13 protein-coding genes and 1 pseudogene are annotated in these 15,025 nt (G+C 71.9%); 7 read left to right on the forward strand and 7 right to left on the reverse strand.

All coding sequences use genetic code 11. The annotated features are described in order from the left end of the window. The first annotated feature begins 133 nt into the window (after window positions 1-133). On the forward strand, window positions 134-1,387 hold the full coding sequence (locus AAFF41_RS28795) for a hypothetical protein (RefSeq protein ID WP_343324835.1): 1,254 nt from the start codon (window positions 134-136) through the stop codon (window positions 1,385-1,387). 522 nt (window positions 1,388-1,909) lie between these two features. Here the strand turns inward: AAFF41_RS28795 and AAFF41_RS28800 are convergent. Further along, the gene (locus AAFF41_RS28800; RefSeq protein WP_282459373.1) at window positions 1,910-2,233 is read right to left on the reverse strand and encodes a chorismate mutase; all 324 of its coding nucleotides are present in this window, start codon (window positions 2,231-2,233) and stop codon (window positions 1,910-1,912) included. A 530-nt stretch (window positions 2,234-2,763) separates the two neighbouring features. Between AAFF41_RS28800 and guaA the strand changes: the two genes are divergently transcribed. Next, on the forward strand, window positions 2,764-4,344 hold the full coding sequence (gene guaA / locus AAFF41_RS28805; RefSeq protein ID WP_343324836.1) for a glutamine-hydrolyzing GMP synthase: 1,581 nt from the start codon (window positions 2,764-2,766) through the stop codon (window positions 4,342-4,344). 9 nt (window positions 4,345-4,353) lie between these two features. Here guaA and AAFF41_RS28810 read toward each other — a convergent pair whose 3' ends face one another. Then, a complete protein-coding gene (locus AAFF41_RS28810) occupies window positions 4,354-4,872 on the reverse strand; it encodes a pyridoxamine 5'-phosphate oxidase family protein (RefSeq protein WP_343326369.1) in 519 nt (172 codons plus the stop codon). 189 nt (window positions 4,873-5,061) lie between these two features. Between AAFF41_RS28810 and AAFF41_RS28815 the strand changes: the two genes are divergently transcribed. Further along, window positions 5,062-5,856 (forward strand): class II aldolase/adducin family protein, encoded by a 795-nt coding sequence (locus AAFF41_RS28815; RefSeq protein WP_319751744.1) that lies wholly within the window; start codon window positions 5,062-5,064, stop codon window positions 5,854-5,856. A 21-nt stretch (window positions 5,857-5,877) separates the two neighbouring features. Here the strand turns inward: AAFF41_RS28815 and AAFF41_RS28820 are convergent. After that, window positions 5,878-6,792 (reverse strand): annotated as a pseudogene (locus AAFF41_RS28820) (DUF4429 domain-containing protein); the annotation flags it as partial. A gap of 165 nt (window positions 6,793-6,957) precedes the next feature. Between AAFF41_RS28820 and AAFF41_RS28825 the strand changes: the two are divergent. Both AAFF41_RS28825 and AAFF41_RS28830 read left to right on the forward strand, forming a co-directional pair. Next, window positions 6,958-8,262, forward strand: coding sequence for a hypothetical protein (locus tag AAFF41_RS28825; RefSeq protein ID WP_388412663.1), 1,305 nt, complete (start codon window positions 6,958-6,960; stop codon window positions 8,260-8,262). 234 nt (window positions 8,263-8,496) lie between these two features. Then, entirely contained in the window at window positions 8,497-9,033 is a 537-nt protein-coding gene (locus tag AAFF41_RS28830) for a DoxX family protein (protein ID WP_343324837.1), read from the forward strand. Window positions 9,034-9,163: 130 nt separating this feature from the next. Here the strand turns inward: AAFF41_RS28830 and AAFF41_RS28835 are convergent, their stop codons facing one another. Both AAFF41_RS28835 and AAFF41_RS28840 read right to left on the reverse strand, forming a co-directional pair. After that, complete coding sequence (locus tag AAFF41_RS28835; protein WP_319751741.1) at window positions 9,164-9,388, reverse strand: hypothetical protein; 225 nt, start codon at window positions 9,386-9,388, stop codon at window positions 9,164-9,166. Further along, window positions 9,375-10,841 (reverse strand): PspC domain-containing protein, encoded by a 1,467-nt coding sequence (locus AAFF41_RS28840; RefSeq protein WP_343324838.1) that lies wholly within the window; start codon window positions 10,839-10,841, stop codon window positions 9,375-9,377. The genes AAFF41_RS28835 and AAFF41_RS28840 overlap by 14 nt, the downstream gene beginning before the upstream one ends. A 178-nt stretch (window positions 10,842-11,019) precedes the next feature. On the opposite strand from AAFF41_RS28840, the gene AAFF41_RS28845 reads away from it, so the two are divergent. Beyond that, window positions 11,020-12,309, forward strand: coding sequence for an ATP-binding protein (locus tag AAFF41_RS28845; RefSeq protein ID WP_388412658.1), 1,290 nt, complete (start codon window positions 11,020-11,022; stop codon window positions 12,307-12,309). Beyond that, window positions 12,306-13,112 (forward strand): response regulator transcription factor, encoded by an 807-nt coding sequence (locus AAFF41_RS28850; RefSeq protein ID WP_319751738.1) that lies wholly within the window; start codon window positions 12,306-12,308, stop codon window positions 13,110-13,112. Before AAFF41_RS28845 ends, AAFF41_RS28850 begins: the two co-directional genes overlap by 4 nt. A gap of 22 nt (window positions 13,113-13,134) precedes the next feature. Here AAFF41_RS28850 and AAFF41_RS28855 read toward each other — a convergent pair whose 3' ends face one another. Both AAFF41_RS28855 and AAFF41_RS28860 read right to left on the reverse strand, forming a co-directional pair. After that, a complete protein-coding gene (locus AAFF41_RS28855; protein ID WP_060901459.1) occupies window positions 13,135-13,767 on the reverse strand; it encodes a hypothetical protein in 633 nt (210 codons plus the stop codon). Between the two features lie 137 nt (window positions 13,768-13,904). Beyond that, window positions 13,905-14,987, reverse strand: a complete 1,083-nt coding sequence (locus AAFF41_RS28860; protein ID WP_319751737.1) for a C40 family peptidase — start codon at window positions 14,985-14,987, stop codon at window positions 13,905-13,907. Window positions 14,988-15,025: the final 38 nt, after the last annotated feature.

Below are 15,025 nucleotides of genomic sequence, written 5' to 3' on the forward strand. Positions count from 1 at the left end.
TGCAGGTGTGACCCGCGAAACCTGTGAACGGTTGTGCCTTCACTCACAGAATTCTTATGTGGGCTGTGTCACACACGGATCTGCATGGATCTGCCTTGTGTACCGGCTTTCGATCCACTTAGAACTGATCCTCGTGTCTGACAAGCAGCCCGAAGGGGCGGGGGAGTCCGGGGAGTTCAAGCAACCCTCCGTCCCCGACGACGTGTGGGAGCGGTTCGCCCGCGACACCGAACGTGACATCCGCAGTTCGGCGCCGAAGGAGCCGTCCGCCCGGGCACGCATGGTGACCGAACGGCTCCGGCAGAAGGACGCCAAGGGCGCCCAGCCCGAGGGGTGGCGAACGGGTCCGGCCTGGCGGGAGATGGACGGGCGCGCGGCCCGGCGGCGCCGGCTGTGGGCGATCCTCGGCGTGCCCGTCGCGATCGCCGTGGCGCTGGTGGCGGTCAAGCCGTCGCTGCTGCCCGGCGACCCCTTCGGCACGTCGTCCGATGCGTCGTCCGATGCGTCGTCCGATACGCCGTCCGGGGGCGCGTCCGCCGCCGCGCTGCCCGCCGAGACCGCGTCTCCGACCGCCGCTCCCTCCAGCGCCGCGCCCGGCACGCCCACCCTCGACAGGCCGTTCGCCGGCTCGCCCGCCGAGCGCTGGGCCGACGGCGCCGCCGCCATCGTCGTACCGAAGGCGACGTCGGTCGGTACGTTCACGAGCGCGCAGGTGGCCGCGGCCCTGAAGCGGGCGAAGACCCTGCTCGTCGGCGCGAACCTGGCCCCGGGGACCCTGCGGGGCGAGCGCCCCGAGAGCGCGCTCGCCGTCCTCGACCCGAAGCAGCCCCGCATGCTCGACGACGTGAACAGCTGGCTGCGCGCGCCGGGCAAGAAGCACGATCCGCTGATGCTCTTCAGCCGGTTCGATCCGGCCGAGGTGCGGCCGGCCGGGGATGTGGTCAAGGTTCGTGGCCGGACGACGTTCAAGGCGGGCGCACACGCGTCCGTCGCCATCCACATGGACTACACCTTCGTCTACCCCCTGATCCAGGCATCGAAGGCATCGAAGGCGCCGGGGACGACGGAGACGTCGGGGGCGCCGACCGAGGGTTCCGGCGGGGGCTCGACCGAGGTGGCCCGCACCATCGTGCGCCGCGTCCTCGACCTCGAACTCCTCGACCCGCGGAAGTACCAGGCCACTCCCGGCAAGCTGTCGATCACCCGGTACGACCAGGACCTCGGCAACACCGCCTGCGACGTCCACGACGGTTTCCTGCACCCCCAGTTCGACTCGGCCGCCCCGACCGGCGCGCCTCCGACGGGGCCCACGACCGACCCGTACGACCGCAGCCGGGACATCGAGCACTCCGGCACGGAGACGTGCGGCACGGTGTCCCGCACCTGACGGGATCCGACGGGGATGGGATCCGAAGGGCGCGCGAAGGGCCCCGCGGGACGGAGACCGCGGGGCCCTTCTTCGCCAGCACCGACGTCAGGGCAGCGCCGGTGCCTGGGGAGCGGCGCCGGGGGTTGCGCCGCGGGTCTTGGTACGGACACGGGGTATGGCTACGGGGGTACGGACACGGGGCACGGGACGTGGGACCGTGGAGCAGGGCGGAAGCCGAAGCCTGGGGGTGTGCCCGGCCCGTGGAACAGCTTCCGCCGGACGGCCCCGGGCGTCCCCGGAGCCGACCGTTCTCTTGAGTGACCGGGCTGCTGTCCCCTGCCGTCCGGTCACACCCCTGGGACGAGGTCCCACGACGTACGGCACGATCCGTACGTCTCATCGCCCCAGTGGAGCCACGCGTGGTTCTTTCGGGCCCGCCCCTGGCTGGCACGGACACCGGGACCAACGAAGTCCGCGGCGCCCCGGTCACGCGCCGTACGGGTGAGAGGGCATGCGTACGTGCGTGCGTCGCGTACGGGGTCAGACGCGGCCGCGGCACAGCTCCAGCAGCGTCATGGCGAGCGAGGTGCCGGGCTTGCCGAGCGCGTCCCTGAAGTGGGCGAGGATCTCCATCTCGCGTGAGAGGTTCACCCGGCGGCCACCGGACTCGATCCGGGCCTCCTGGATCACCTTCGACACGGCCATCCGTTCCTGGACGAGGCCGATGATCCGGTCGTCGAGGGCGTCGATGCGTTCACGGGCGCCGGTGATCACGTCTGCGGCCTCGTCGGTACGGGCGCCGGTCTTGTCGAGTACGTCGGCCATGGTGGGCTCCTCTTGGGATGAGGTGCCGCGGATCGGCAGGACCCGGAAACGACAGACGCCCCGGGCCTTGTCGGCCCGGGGCGCCTGGGAAGTCGCTTGTCAGTTGCTCAAGCAGCACGACCATGGCAGCCGGTGGGCCGGTTGCCATAGGTAAACACGAAGGTCGCCTGCGTGAGCATGCAAGCAGTATGCCCACAGGGCCGTGCCACGTCCAAGCGGGTTCGGATCCTGAGACCCGGACCCGGCTCGTGGAGGGTAGGGCTTCGCCCCACGTCCCCCACCGGCCCGGTCCGTTCGGCCGCGGGCCCGGTGGGGCCGGCCGCGCAGTTCCCCGCGCCCCTCAAGTGCGCTGGCGCCCATCTTTCAGCCCATCCGGCGTTTGAGGACGAGGCCGTTCAGGCCGATCGGGGGTCCGGGGGCGGAGCCCCTGGCGGGGGCGAAGGGGCGGAGCCCCTGGGGATGGGTCGGGCAAGGGCGGCGGGGGCGGAGAACCCGGTGCAGGCACGCTCGCGTGGACCCCCGGTAGACTCGATACCCCACACCCCCTGCTCACCGCCGGAAGGCAAACCGTGCCAGAAGCGTCCCCCGCCGCCCCCGACACCGTCCTGGTCGTCGACTTCGGTGCGCAGTACGCCCAGCTCATCGCCCGCCGCGTCCGCGAGGCCCGGGTCTACAGCGAGATCGTGCCGAGCACCATGCCGGTCCAGGAGATGCTCGCCAAGAACCCCGCGGCGATCATCCTCTCCGGAGGCCCCTCGTCGGTGTACGCCGAGAGCGCCCCCCGCCTCGACCGAGCGATCTTCGAGTCAGGCGTCCCCGTCTTCGGCATGTGCTACGGCTTCCAGCTGATGGCGACGACCCTCGGCGGCACGGTCGACAACACCGGCGCCCGCGAGTACGGCCGTACGCCCCTGCACGTCTCCAAGTCCGGATCGACCCTCTTCGAAGGCACCCCGGACGAGCAGTCGGTGTGGATGTCGCACGGCGACGCGTGCAGCGCCGCCCCCGAGGGCTTCACGGTCACGGCGTCCACGGACGTCGTCCCGGTCGCGGCCTTCGAGAACGACGAGAAGAAGCTGTACGGCGTCCAGTACCACCCGGAGGTCATGCACTCCACGCACGGCCAGCAGGTGCTCGAGCACTTCCTGTACCGCGGCGCGGGCCTCACGCCGAACTGGACGACCGGCAACGTCATCGACGAGCAGGTCGCCCTCATCCGCGAGCAGGTCGGCGACAAGCGCGCCATCTGCGGTCTCTCCGGCGGCGTGGACTCCGCCGTCGCCGCCGCCCTCGTACAGAAGGCCATCGGCTCCCAGCTGACCTGCGTGTACGTCGACCACGGCCTGATGCGCAAGGGCGAGACCGAGCAGGTCGAGAAGGACTTCGTGGCCGCGACCGGCGTACAGCTGAAGGTCGTGGACGCGCAGGAGCGCTTCCTCACCGCGCTCAAGGGCGTCTCGGACCCCGAGGAGAAGCGGAAGATCATCGGCCGGGAGTTCATCCGGGTCTTCGAGCAGGCCCAGGCGGAGATCATCGCCGAGGCCGCGGAGGGCGAGGACGTCGCCTTCCTGGTCCAGGGCACGCTCTACCCGGACGTGGTCGAGTCCGGTGGCGGCACCGGCACGGCCAACATCAAGTCCCACCACAACGTGGGCGGCCTCCCCGAGGACCTCGAGTTCGAGCTCGTCGAGCCGCTGCGCAAGCTGTTCAAGGACGAGGTCCGGATGGTCGGGCAGGAGCTCGGTCTCCCCGACGAGATCGTCCAGCGCCAGCCCTTCCCGGGCCCGGGCCTCGGCATCCGGATCGTCGGCGAGGTGACGAAGGAGCGGCTCGACCTGCTCCGCGAGGCCGACGCCATCGCCCGCGAGGAGCTCACGGCGGCCGGCCTGGACCGTGACATCTGGCAGTGCCCGGTGGTCCTGCTCGCGGACGTCCGCAGCGTGGGCGTCCAGGGCGACGGCCGCACGTACGGCCACCCGATCGTGCTGCGCCCCGTCTCCTCCGAGGACGCGATGACCGCCGACTGGTCCCGCCTCCCGTACGAGGTCCTCGCCAAGATCTCGACCCGCATCACCAACGAGGTCGCGGACGTCAACCGAGTCGTCCTCGACGTCACGAGCAAGCCCCCGGGCACGATCGAGTGGGAGTAGTCCCACCCGTCAGGTCCGCCTGAGAGTCCGCACCGGCTCTCCGGGCGTCCAGACCTGGACGACCAGATACGTGTCGTCCTCGACGTAGGTCCGTACGACCTCCGTCAGCTCGGTGCGGAAGAGGTGGAACGGCTCCGGCGGTTCCACCTCTTTCACGTACGCGGCCTTGGCCGCCCCGTCGCCGACCTCGACGGCCCGTCCACTGATGCGGACGTCCCCGCCCCCCATCGCCGTGCCCGGCCCCGGGTTCGCCTGGAGCGCGAAGCGCGGGTCGCGGCGCAGGTCGAGTGCCTTGAGCGAGTCCGGCATCATGCCGAGCCACAGCTCGCCGCGCAGGAAACGCACCTCCAGGCCGGTGGTCCGGGGCGAACCGTCCTTGCGGAGGGTCGCGAGGACGTGGTGCGGGAAGGCCCCGAAACGCTCCTCGACGGACCGGGCGAGTGAGGGTTCGGTGGCGGCGAAGGTGCCCCAGCGCGCGGGGTTCACCTCTTCGGCAGGGCTTTCGGCAAGGCCGTTGGCAGCGCTCATACGGTGAGTGTGGCGCCCATACCCGACACCTGCTGTCGGGTATGGGCGGGCGCTCGGTCGGCGATCTCGGGCCCCGGCTCCGGCCCTCTCGTAACGGTTGCGCACTCTCTTCACCGAACGGCTCTGTTCTCCTGCACCGACCAGAGGTAACTTCCGCTCCGTATCGGACACGCCAGTGCTGGAGGACCTATGCAAGGGCCCACGCCGCCCGTGCCCCTGCCCACCGACCAGCTGCAGTTCGCCATGCCGCCGATGTACGACTCGTTGGACGACGAGCGACGTCATCGCAAGGAGCGGCTGGCCGGGGCGCTGCGGATCTTCGGGCGGCTCGGCTTCGAGGACGGGGTCTCCGGTCACATCACCGCGCGCGACCCGGAGTACAGCGACTGCTTCTGGGTGAACCCCTTCGGGATGCCCTTCAAGCACGTCACCGTGAGCGACCTGGTCATGGCCAACCAGGACGGGCAGGTGATCGAGGGCCGCTACCACGTCAACCAGGCGGCGTTCACCGTGCACGCGCAGGTCCACGCCGCCCGCCCCGACGTCGTCGCCGTCGCGCACTGCCACTCCGTGCACGGCCGCGCCCTGTCCGCCCTCGGTGACCTGCTCGACCCGATCAGCCAGGAGAGCTGCGCCTTCTACGAGGACCACGCGCTGTACGACTCGTACACCGGTGTCGCCGTGGACACCGAGGAGGGCCGCCGGATCGCCTCCGCGCTCGGCACCCGCAAGGCGCTCGTGCTGCGCAACCACGGGCTGCTGACCGTGGGCGACTCGGTGGACGCGGCGGCCTGGTGGTTCCTGTCGATGGAGCGCTCCAGCCAGGTCCAGCTGACCGCACGGGCCGCGGGCCGCCCCCTCCTCATCGACCACAAGCAGGCGGTCGCGACCCGGGAGCAGCTCGGCGGCGACCTGGTGGCGTGGATCAACTACCAGCCGCTGTGGCAGGACATCAGCCGCAGCGCACCGGACCTCCTCAGCTGAGTTCCGGTGCGCGACGGCTGAGAAACCCCGCAGTACCGCCGCCTTGGTCGCCGCGAACTCCTCGTCCGTGAGCACCCCGTCGCGATGCAGCTCGCCCAGCTCCCGCAGCCGCCGCAGCAGTACGTCGTGATGGTCGGCCTGGGCCGGTACCGATGCTGCTACCGGTGCCGATCCTGGTCCCGCCGCGGCGGTGAGCTGCGGCGGCCGGTCGACGTGTTCGTCCGCCCGGAGGGACGGATGCGGCAGCCGGGCGGTCACCGCGGCGGCGACGAGCGCCGTGAGCAGGTCGCGGCGGGCGCTGCCCCACAGGTCGAGGGCGAACGGATCCTTCTCCGGCGGCAGTTTGGAGAACACGGTCTCGCGCGTCACGAACCGCAGAAACCCGTCCTCGTAACCGGAATTGGGCAGCCACTCCACCTGCACCAGGTCCCCGACGGCGATGATCCGCGGCCCCGTCGCCCGCTTGACCCGGTCCGAGGTGTCCGCCCAGTCGATCCGCACCTGCGCGCCGTCGAAGGAGACCGTGCCGTCGCTGGACCGGACGGACACGGGCACGGGCGGCCCCGCGAGGAGGAAGGCCTTCGCCGGCTCCTTGGGGATCTGGTCCAGGAGCAGGGCGTGCCGGATCTCCTCGGCGACGTACTCGGCGACCCCGGTACGGTCGATGTCGACCGTCAGCCGGTACGGGTCCGCCGCGTCGGGCAGCCGCCCGCCGGTCGCCTGCAGCAGCGGATCGGCACCCTCACGGAGCCTGAGGCGCAGTCTGCCGCGCTTGCGTTCGGGTTCGTAGACGATGCCTGAAACCGCCTCCAGGGGAACGGCGATCTCTCCGTACGTCTGCCGGAACAACGGCACGGAGCGATGGAGCCCCGGCGTGATCCTGACCGTGCTGCCGTCGAAGGCCCAGGTCCCGTCGCGCTGGATGATCTCGGCCATGGGGAAATTCTCGCAGCCGGGTCAACACGGGGTAACCGCGCTTCACCCACGCTGACCGGACCTGCCCGACGCGGGCACTGTTTCGTGCGGCACAATGCCCTGTCATCGCAAGGCAGTTGCAAGGCTTGCGAGGCAGCTCTCGGCGCGGGGAAGGCGGCAGCGGGCGTGGCGGTGCAGGAGGCGAGACACGGCGCGGAGCGCGGTGGCGGGCTCGGTGCGGGACAGGGGGCGGCGCACACGGGCGGCTGCACCTGCGGGGACTGTCCGCACGGGGCGCGCGAGGGGCACCGGCGCGCCGTCGCCGCGTTCCTCGCCAGGCGCGACGAGTTGGCGTCCGGCCAGGGACTGCCCGCCGCCGTCGCGCACTCGGCGTCCGCGTCCCGGCAGTGGGTTTCCGACGAACTCACCCAGTCCGCCGACCTGGTCGCCGAGCGCGGACGCGTCGACGGCGAGGCATGGCTGGGACGCCTGTGGCGACGCACGGCGTACGCGGTGTGGGGGGCCGTTCTGACCCTGCTCATCGTCCAGGCGCTCACGGCGATCGGCGCGGGCTGGACGGCGGCGCGCACGGCGGGCCTGCTGGCCGCTCTGGTGGTGGCCGCCGGGCTGACGGGCGCGGGCTGTCTGCACCGGGCGCGGGGCGGGGCACTCGCCCCGGTCGTCGGCGAGGACAACCGCCTCTCCACCTCACGGGCGATGGCCGCCGGCTGGGTCCTGTTCGTCGTCTACGCCGTACTCGTCCTCGTGGGTCAACTGGCGGCGGCCTCCGCCCACGGCGAGCGCGACGACCTGATCGCCGGACTCGAACTCGCCCGCGGTGCGGGTGTGGTGACCGTCGTCGCCGTCGTCTGCGCGATCGCGGTGGTGGTACGCCGGGTCGTGGGCCTGCGGGTCCTCGGGCAACGCCTGCAGAAGGTACGCGCGGACCGGCCGCGCGCCGCCGACCTCCTCACGGACGACTCCGGCCGGGGCAGCTTCGCCGACATCCAGTACGTCGTCATCGGCGCCGTCGCCCTGGTCTTCGCGGCGGTACGGCTCGCCAGGCGCCCGGAGCAACTGCCCGACCTCCCCTGGGGTCTGGCGCTCCTGGTCCTCGTCTCGGCGGCCACCTACCTCGCCGGGAAGTACGCCGAGGGCGGCCGCCCCGTCATCCTCTCCGTCGTCCGCTCCCGTGAGGCCGGCGACCTCGACGCGCCGATCCGCACCGGCGACGACATCGAGATCCGGGGCGCCGGTTTCGTCCCACCCGGCGCCCAGAGCGCGGACCGTCTGTCCCGCATGGTCGTCCGCATCGGCGCGGTGCACGTCCATGTCCCCCTGGTGCCGGTCCCCGGCGGCTTCAGCAACCCCACGGACGCGGTCCTGACCGTGCCGGTCCCGGTCGACGTGGAACCGGGCCGGGTGGAGGTCCAGGTCGTCACGGCAGCCGGAGTGGAAACGAACCGCTGCCTGATCGAGGTGACGGACTGAGCTCCGCGGCTGCGGGCGGGGGCCTCACCGGAGTAAGTTCGAATGCGGGCGGGTGGGCTCACCGGAGTCGTTCGACCGCGGGCCGGTGGGGGCCGTTCGCGCAGTTCTCCGCGCCTCTTGGGGGCGCGCCCGCGCCATCGAAAAAACTGGCCCCGAGCGTTGAGCGGGAGCCCGCTCTCGTACGTATGGTCTGTTGAGGGGTCAACGGCACGTGGCGAGAGGCGGCGGAGAGCGATGACTCACGGTATGCGGTCGGACACCCAAACCCCCTATCTCGACGGCGGCGGACGAGATTGGCGGGACACCGCCACCCGCTACGCCCTGTTGCCCCTGCGCGTCTTCCTCGGCGTCACCTTCATCTACGCCGGCCTCGACAAACTCACCAACAGCGCCTTCCTCTCCGACTCCGGCTCCGGCTCGATCGGCGAGCTGATGCACAACGTGCACGACTCCGCTGCGATCCCGGCCCTCGTCGACCTCGCCCTGAAGAGCCCCGTCGGCTTCGGCTACGCCATCGCCTTCGGTGAACTGGCCGTCGGCATCGGCACGCTCATCGGCCTGCTGGCCCGCCTCGCGGCCCTCGGCGGCGCGCTCATCTCCCTCAGCCTGTGGCTGACGGTGAGCTGGGCCTCCGACCCGTACTACTACGGCAACGACCTCGCCTACCTGATGGCCTGGCTGCCCCTGGTCCTCGCGGGTGCCTCGGTCTTCTCCGTCGACGCGGCCTTGCGCGCGAGGCGCGGCCAACGGTCCGGAGACCTCCGCTCCTGAGCAACGCGGGTCAGGGCGGTTCAGCGCGGAGCGTCGCACGGCATCGCAGGGTGGATCGCACGGCATCGCGGGCTGGTGGGTGCAGGGAGTGGAGCGCCCTGCACCCACCAGTGCTCCGTTCACGCCCCCGCTACCCGGACACCCCCGCTCCCCGTCGCCGCAACCGTCGCCGACGTATGCCATGGGCCAGGAACGCCACCGCGCCCGCCAGACAGAGCCCACCCGTGACGACGGGGATGATCGCGAACCACGGTGTGTCCCACCAACCGCCCGCGTCGCCCGCGTAGGTGACGCCCGCGACGGTGAGGAAGAGGCCGGCGACCAGCTTTCCCGGCTGGAACTCATGACGTGGCACGGATCACCTCCGCCTGTCCCACGCCGACCTGGAGGTTCAGGTCGAGCGTGCCGCCGTTCTTGCCGCCGGTCGGGGCCGGCAGGGTCACCTGCTTGTGCTTGCCCGGTTCCACATCCACGTCCTTCTTGCCGTCGCCCGGCAGCTGGATGTCCCCGACGCCCACGTCGATGTTCAGCTTCACGGTCGCGTCCTTGGGGACGATCACCTTCAACTGGCCCGCGCCCACCTCCGCGGTCGTCGTCACCGTCTGGCCCTTGGTGAGGCCGAGATGGGTGAGATCGAGGGTGCCCACACCCGTGCCGAGGTCGAAACGCTCCGGGACCGCGGCAGCCGTCCTGGGAGTCCACTCGACCCGCATCCAGTGGGTGCTGATGTCCTTCGGCATGGCCACGGAGCTGGCCAGCAGCGCCGCCGTGATCACTGCGAGGAAGATCGACCCCGCGCCCGTACGCCCCACGAACGCGCTGAGTGCGATGCCCAGGCCGAACACGACGAGCGCGCAGGACAGACCGGTCTGCAGGCTGGTGGCGAGCGGATGGTCGTTCCACGTCAGGCCCGTGCCGAGGCCGCCCGCGACCAGGGCGAGCAGGAAGACCCAGCCGCCGATCCAGCGCGGGCCGCGCGGCTGCGGCTCACGGGCCGCGTGGAGGTCCCGTATGTCCGGGCGGGGCGTGCCGCGGGCGATGTTGAGCGCCGCCGCGACATCCCGGTCCCGGGCGTCCGGCGGGCCCCACAGATAGCCGGTGCCGCCCACGTGCGAGCCGTCCTTGACGATCGGGTCGCGCCACCAGGAGGGGTAGGAGACGGGGACGGGCGGGGCCTGCGCCTCCGGCGGGGCGTCCGCCACCGCCTGGGCGGCGAGCGGGTCGGGGTCGGGGGCGCCGCGCTGCTGCGACCAGTACCCCGCGCCCGCGAGAAGCAGGGACAGGACGACGGCGAACGTCAGCACGCTGCCGTTGCTCAACATCGACAGGAACACCCCGCAGCCGACCAGCGCGAAGAGCACGGCCGCCAGCGCGTGGCCGTCGACGCGGCCGGTGAGGAGCTTGCGGACCTCGTTCTCCTCCTCGTCGTCGTAGGGAACGAACAGCCAGACGAAGCCGTAGAAGATGAGACCGATGCCGCCCGTGGCGGAGAGCACGGCGAGCACGATCCGGAAGATCACCGGGTCCATGTCGCACTGCCGCCCCAGCCCGGCGCACACACCGCCCAGCATCTTCTGCCGCCGGTCGCGCCGGAACCTGCGCGGGCCCTCGGGCGCCGACGGCTCCCCGTGCGCGCGCGGCTCCTGACCTGTCGCGCCCGGCGCTCCCGCACCCTCCGCGGCGCCCGCGGAGCCCGTGGCGGTGCCCACGGAGGGCGGCGCGGCGTCCCGCGGCCCGGCACCCGATGGTGGGGCGCCCGGGCCGGGGCCGGGATCCGGCTCCGCTGCCGCGTGCTGCTGATCTGTCATGTGTCCATGGTGACGGGCGGGAAGGCCCGGCGGCAGTCGGGACGACCCTGGCCGAACCCTGATATCGGCCCTGACGGGGTCGGAGGGAACCGTTCGCGCACCGGTCTCTCGAAGATCAGGGGAGTCTCGGGGGTCCACCCTGATGCTCCTGCCCTCCGCCCGTGTGACCATCGATGGCATGCCGGAAGCCGCAGCAGTGCCCCTCGACGACCCGCGGCCCCCGCGCAAGCTCTACCGCAGCAGCGACGGACGCTGGCTCGGGGGCGTGGCGCGAGGGCTCGCCGGGCATCTCGGGCTGCCCGTGATCTGGGTGCGGCTGGTGTTCGTCGGCCTGTTCATGGCGGACGGCCTCGGAGCGCTGCTCTATGCCGCGTTCTGGTTCTTCGTGCCGCTCGGCGTCGGCGGCGTCGACTCCGGGCGCACCCCGGCCTTCACCACCGAGACCGCCCCCGACGGCCGCCGCAGACTCGTGGCCCGCAAGCCGGACCGGGGCCAGATGGTCGCCCTGATCCTCATGGTCGTCGTGGCCATGGTGTTCGTCGGCAATGTGAATCTCGGCGGTGGGGCACGGGCCTATCTCTGGCCGACCGTTCTCGTCGGCGCGGGCGTCGCCCTGGTCTGGCGCCAGGCGGACAACGCGCGGCGGGCCCGCTGGGTCGAGGTCGGCCGTCGTCGTCGTACGCTCACGCTGCTGCGCTCCGCGGCCGGTGTCCTGCTCGTCACCGCGGGCGTGTCCGGAATATTCGTGCTGCAGGGCTCGGCGGCCCACCTCGGGTCGGTCCTCCAGGCGGCACTCGCGGTCCTGGTCGGCACAGCGCTCCTCGCCGGCCCCTATCTCGTGCGCATGACCCAGGACCTCTCCGAGGAGCGCCTGATGCGCATCCGCGCCCAGGAGCGGGCCGAGGTCGCCGCCCACGTCCACGACTCGGTGCTGCACACCCTGACCTTGATCCAGCGCAACGCGGAGAACGCGAACGAGGTGCGCCGGCTCGCCCGCGCCCAGGAGCGCGACCTGCGCGCCTGGCTCTACAAACCGGAGGGCACCGGCAAGGACGAGGCGGACGAGCCGACGACCCTGGCCGAGGCGGTCCGTCGCAACGCGGCCGAGGTCGAGGACAAGCACGGCGTCCCCATCGAGGTCGTCGTCGTGGGCGACTGCCCGCTCGACGAGGGCCTGACCGCACAGATGCAGGCCGCGCGCGAAGCGATGGTGAACGCCGCCAAGTACGGTGGCGAGGGCGGCGCCGTACAGGTCTACGCCGAAGTCGAGGGCAGGACGGTCTTCGTGTCCGTCCGCGACCGCGGTCCCGGCTTCGACCTCGACGGGATACCCGCCGACCGCATGGGCGTTAGAGAATCGATCATCGGCCGCATGGAGCGCAACGGCGGCACGGCGCGACTGCGCGCGGTGCCGGACGGCGGCACGGAGGTCGAGCTGGAGATGGAAAGGGCGGAGAAGACGTCATGAGCGACGTGAACGGACCGACCGGGCAGACCCCGGCATCGAACGGGCCGGAGGATGCCGCCGCGGGTACGGCCGGGGCCGAGTCGGCCCCGGGACCGACCACCGAGCCTGTCGCCGGTGCGGGCGCGGCCTCTGCCGGGGGAGGACGCCGTGTGCGCGTCGTGCTCGTCGACGACCACCGCATGTTCCGTACGGGAGTGCAGGCCGAGATCGGAGAGACCGAGCGGACCGGCGTCGAGGTGGTCGGCGAGGCCGCGGACGTCGACCAGGCGGTCACGGTCATCACGGCCACCCGGCCCGAGGTCGTCCTGCTCGACGTCCATCTGCCCGGCGGCGGTGGTGTCGAAGTGCTGCGCCGCTGCGCCCCGTTGATGGCCGACGCCCGCCAGCCGGTCCGTTTCCTCGCGCTCTCCGTGTCGGACGCCGCGGAGGACGTCATCGGTGTGATCCGCGGCGGCGCCCGTGGCTACGTCACCAAGACCATCACCGGCACGGACCTGGTGGACTCCGTCTTCCGCGTCCAGGACGGCGACGCGGTCTTCTCGCCCCGCCTGGCCGGATTCGTCCTGGACGCGTTCGCCTCCACCGACGCCCCGCCCGTCGACGAGGACCTCGACCGTCTCACCCAGCGCGAGCGCGAGGTCCTGCGTCTCATCGCCCGCGGCTACGCCTACAAGGAGATCGCCAAGCAGCTGTTCATCTCGGTGAAGACGGTCGAGTCGCACGTCTCGGCGGTCCTCAGGAAGCTCCAGCTGTCGAACCGCCACGAGCTGACCCGATGGGCCACCGCGCGTCGGCTGGTCTAACCGATCGCGTCGAGAGGGTTGGTTACCGGTGTTCCGCGTCGGTCGCCCGGCCCAGTATCCGTAGCGCCCAGCGGTAGTGACGTACGGCCTTCACGATGCCGATGAGGCCGGTCAGCCACAGGATCAGGCCGATGCCCATGCCCTGGACGACATCGCTGTACAGGGGGTGGCCGGGCTCGGCCCGCGCCGCCGCCGTGAAGGACGTCCAGGCACCGATCGCGCAGACGCCGAGCGAGGAGAGCAGCCAGAAGAGGCTGAGGCCGGGGGAGCGGAGCCGGGAGTCGGTCGCGGGGTGCCGGTCCAACTCGGACCAGGCGTCCAGCAGTCGGTGTATGTGGTGGTCCCGGCGCACGGAGAGGGCGACGGCGACGACGGTCGGGGCGAGCGCGGCGAGGCCCAGCAGGGCGAAGAGCGGGCCCAGGACGAAACCGGTGGGGTCGCGCTGCTCGAGTTGTCGCAGCGGCAGCACCAGCAGCGCCCAGCCGACGATCGCCGCGAGCGCCAGCAGCCAGAGCAGCAGCACCCGGTGCACCCCGAGGCTCCGCCTGCGCAGCTCCTCCAGGGCCCGCCCCCGGTCGGCCAGCAGCGCGGCGCGGTCCGGCCAGGTCCTGATGTGCGCGGGCGGCGGCGGAGGCGGCAGCAGAGAGCCGGGCATCAGAACCTCTCGGACGACGGAGCGACGACGGAGCGACGACGGGACGACGGAGCGATGACGACGGAAACAGAGTCCGCGCCGACGCTACCGTGATCCACTTCTCCGTCCGCACCACACCGCGGTCGCCCCCGCGTCTTTCACGCCACTCGGGTGGCCCCCGCGAACGGCATCTCGTCGACGGGCGCCAGCCGTACGGGCGCCGATGGGTTCGGGGCGTGGATCATCTGGCCGTTTCCGACGTAGATGCCCACATGGCTGATTCCCGAGTAGAAGAACACCAGGTCGCCGGGGCGGAGTTCGGACCGTGAGACCCGGTGTCCGGCGTTGATCTGCGCGTACGTCGTGCGCGGCAGCGAGATGCCCGCGGCGCGGTACGCGGCCTGGGCCAGGCCCGAGCAGTCGAAGGCGTCGGGCCCGGTGGCGCCCCAGACGTAGGGGCTGCCGAGCTTCCCGTAGGCGTACGCGACGGCCTCCGCCGCACGCGAGTTGGGTGCCGCGACGGAGCCGGGCGACGACACCGGGCCGAGGTCCCGCACGGCGGAGCGCGAGGCGCGCTGCCCGGCGCCTCCCGTACCTCCGGCCGCTCCCAGGTCCCCGAGCTGCGCGCGCTGCTCGTCGGTGAGCCGGGACAGCAGCTGCCGCGCCGTGTCCAGCTTCCCGGTGATCGTCTTCTTGGCCCGCTTCAGCTCCGCCTGACGCGACGTGAGCGAGGCCAGTTCGACATGCGCGGCCCCGCGCAGCTGCTCGATCTCCCGCAACTGCTTGCGCACCCGGGCCACGGCCTCCGCCTGCCGGCTGCCGGCCCGCTCGGCGAACGCGGCCCCTTCCAGATACTGGTCGGGGTTGTCGGAGAGCGCGAGTTGCAGCGCGGGGTCCAGGCCTCCGCTGCGGTACTGCGCGGCGGCGATCGAACCCAGCGCGTCCCGAGCCGTGTTGAGCCGGTCCTCCTTGCGCGCCGCCTCGTCGCGCAGCGCGTTCAGCCGCTGCTCCGCCTTGTCGGCCTTGTCCTTCGCGCCGTCGTACTTCTGGGTGGCGACCTCCGCCTCCTCGTACAACTTGTCCACCTTGGCCTTCACCTGCGCCGGCGACAGCTGCGGGTCCGCGTGCCCCGTCCCGTCGAAGCCCGTCGCCGTGGCCGCGCCCGCGAGGGCGATGGTCGCGGCGGTGCGGGCCGTGTTTCCACCGAGCGAGCGCTGTCTGGGCTTTCGGTGCGCTGCCACGAGGGCCCACATCCTTCCCGGGGGACTTGCCTACGACC

Origin of the sequence: Streptomyces mirabilis (assembly GCF_039503195.1) — a bacterium.
In the GTDB taxonomy this organism is placed as follows: Bacteria; Actinomycetota; Actinomycetes; order Streptomycetales; family Streptomycetaceae; genus Streptomyces; species Streptomyces mirabilis_D.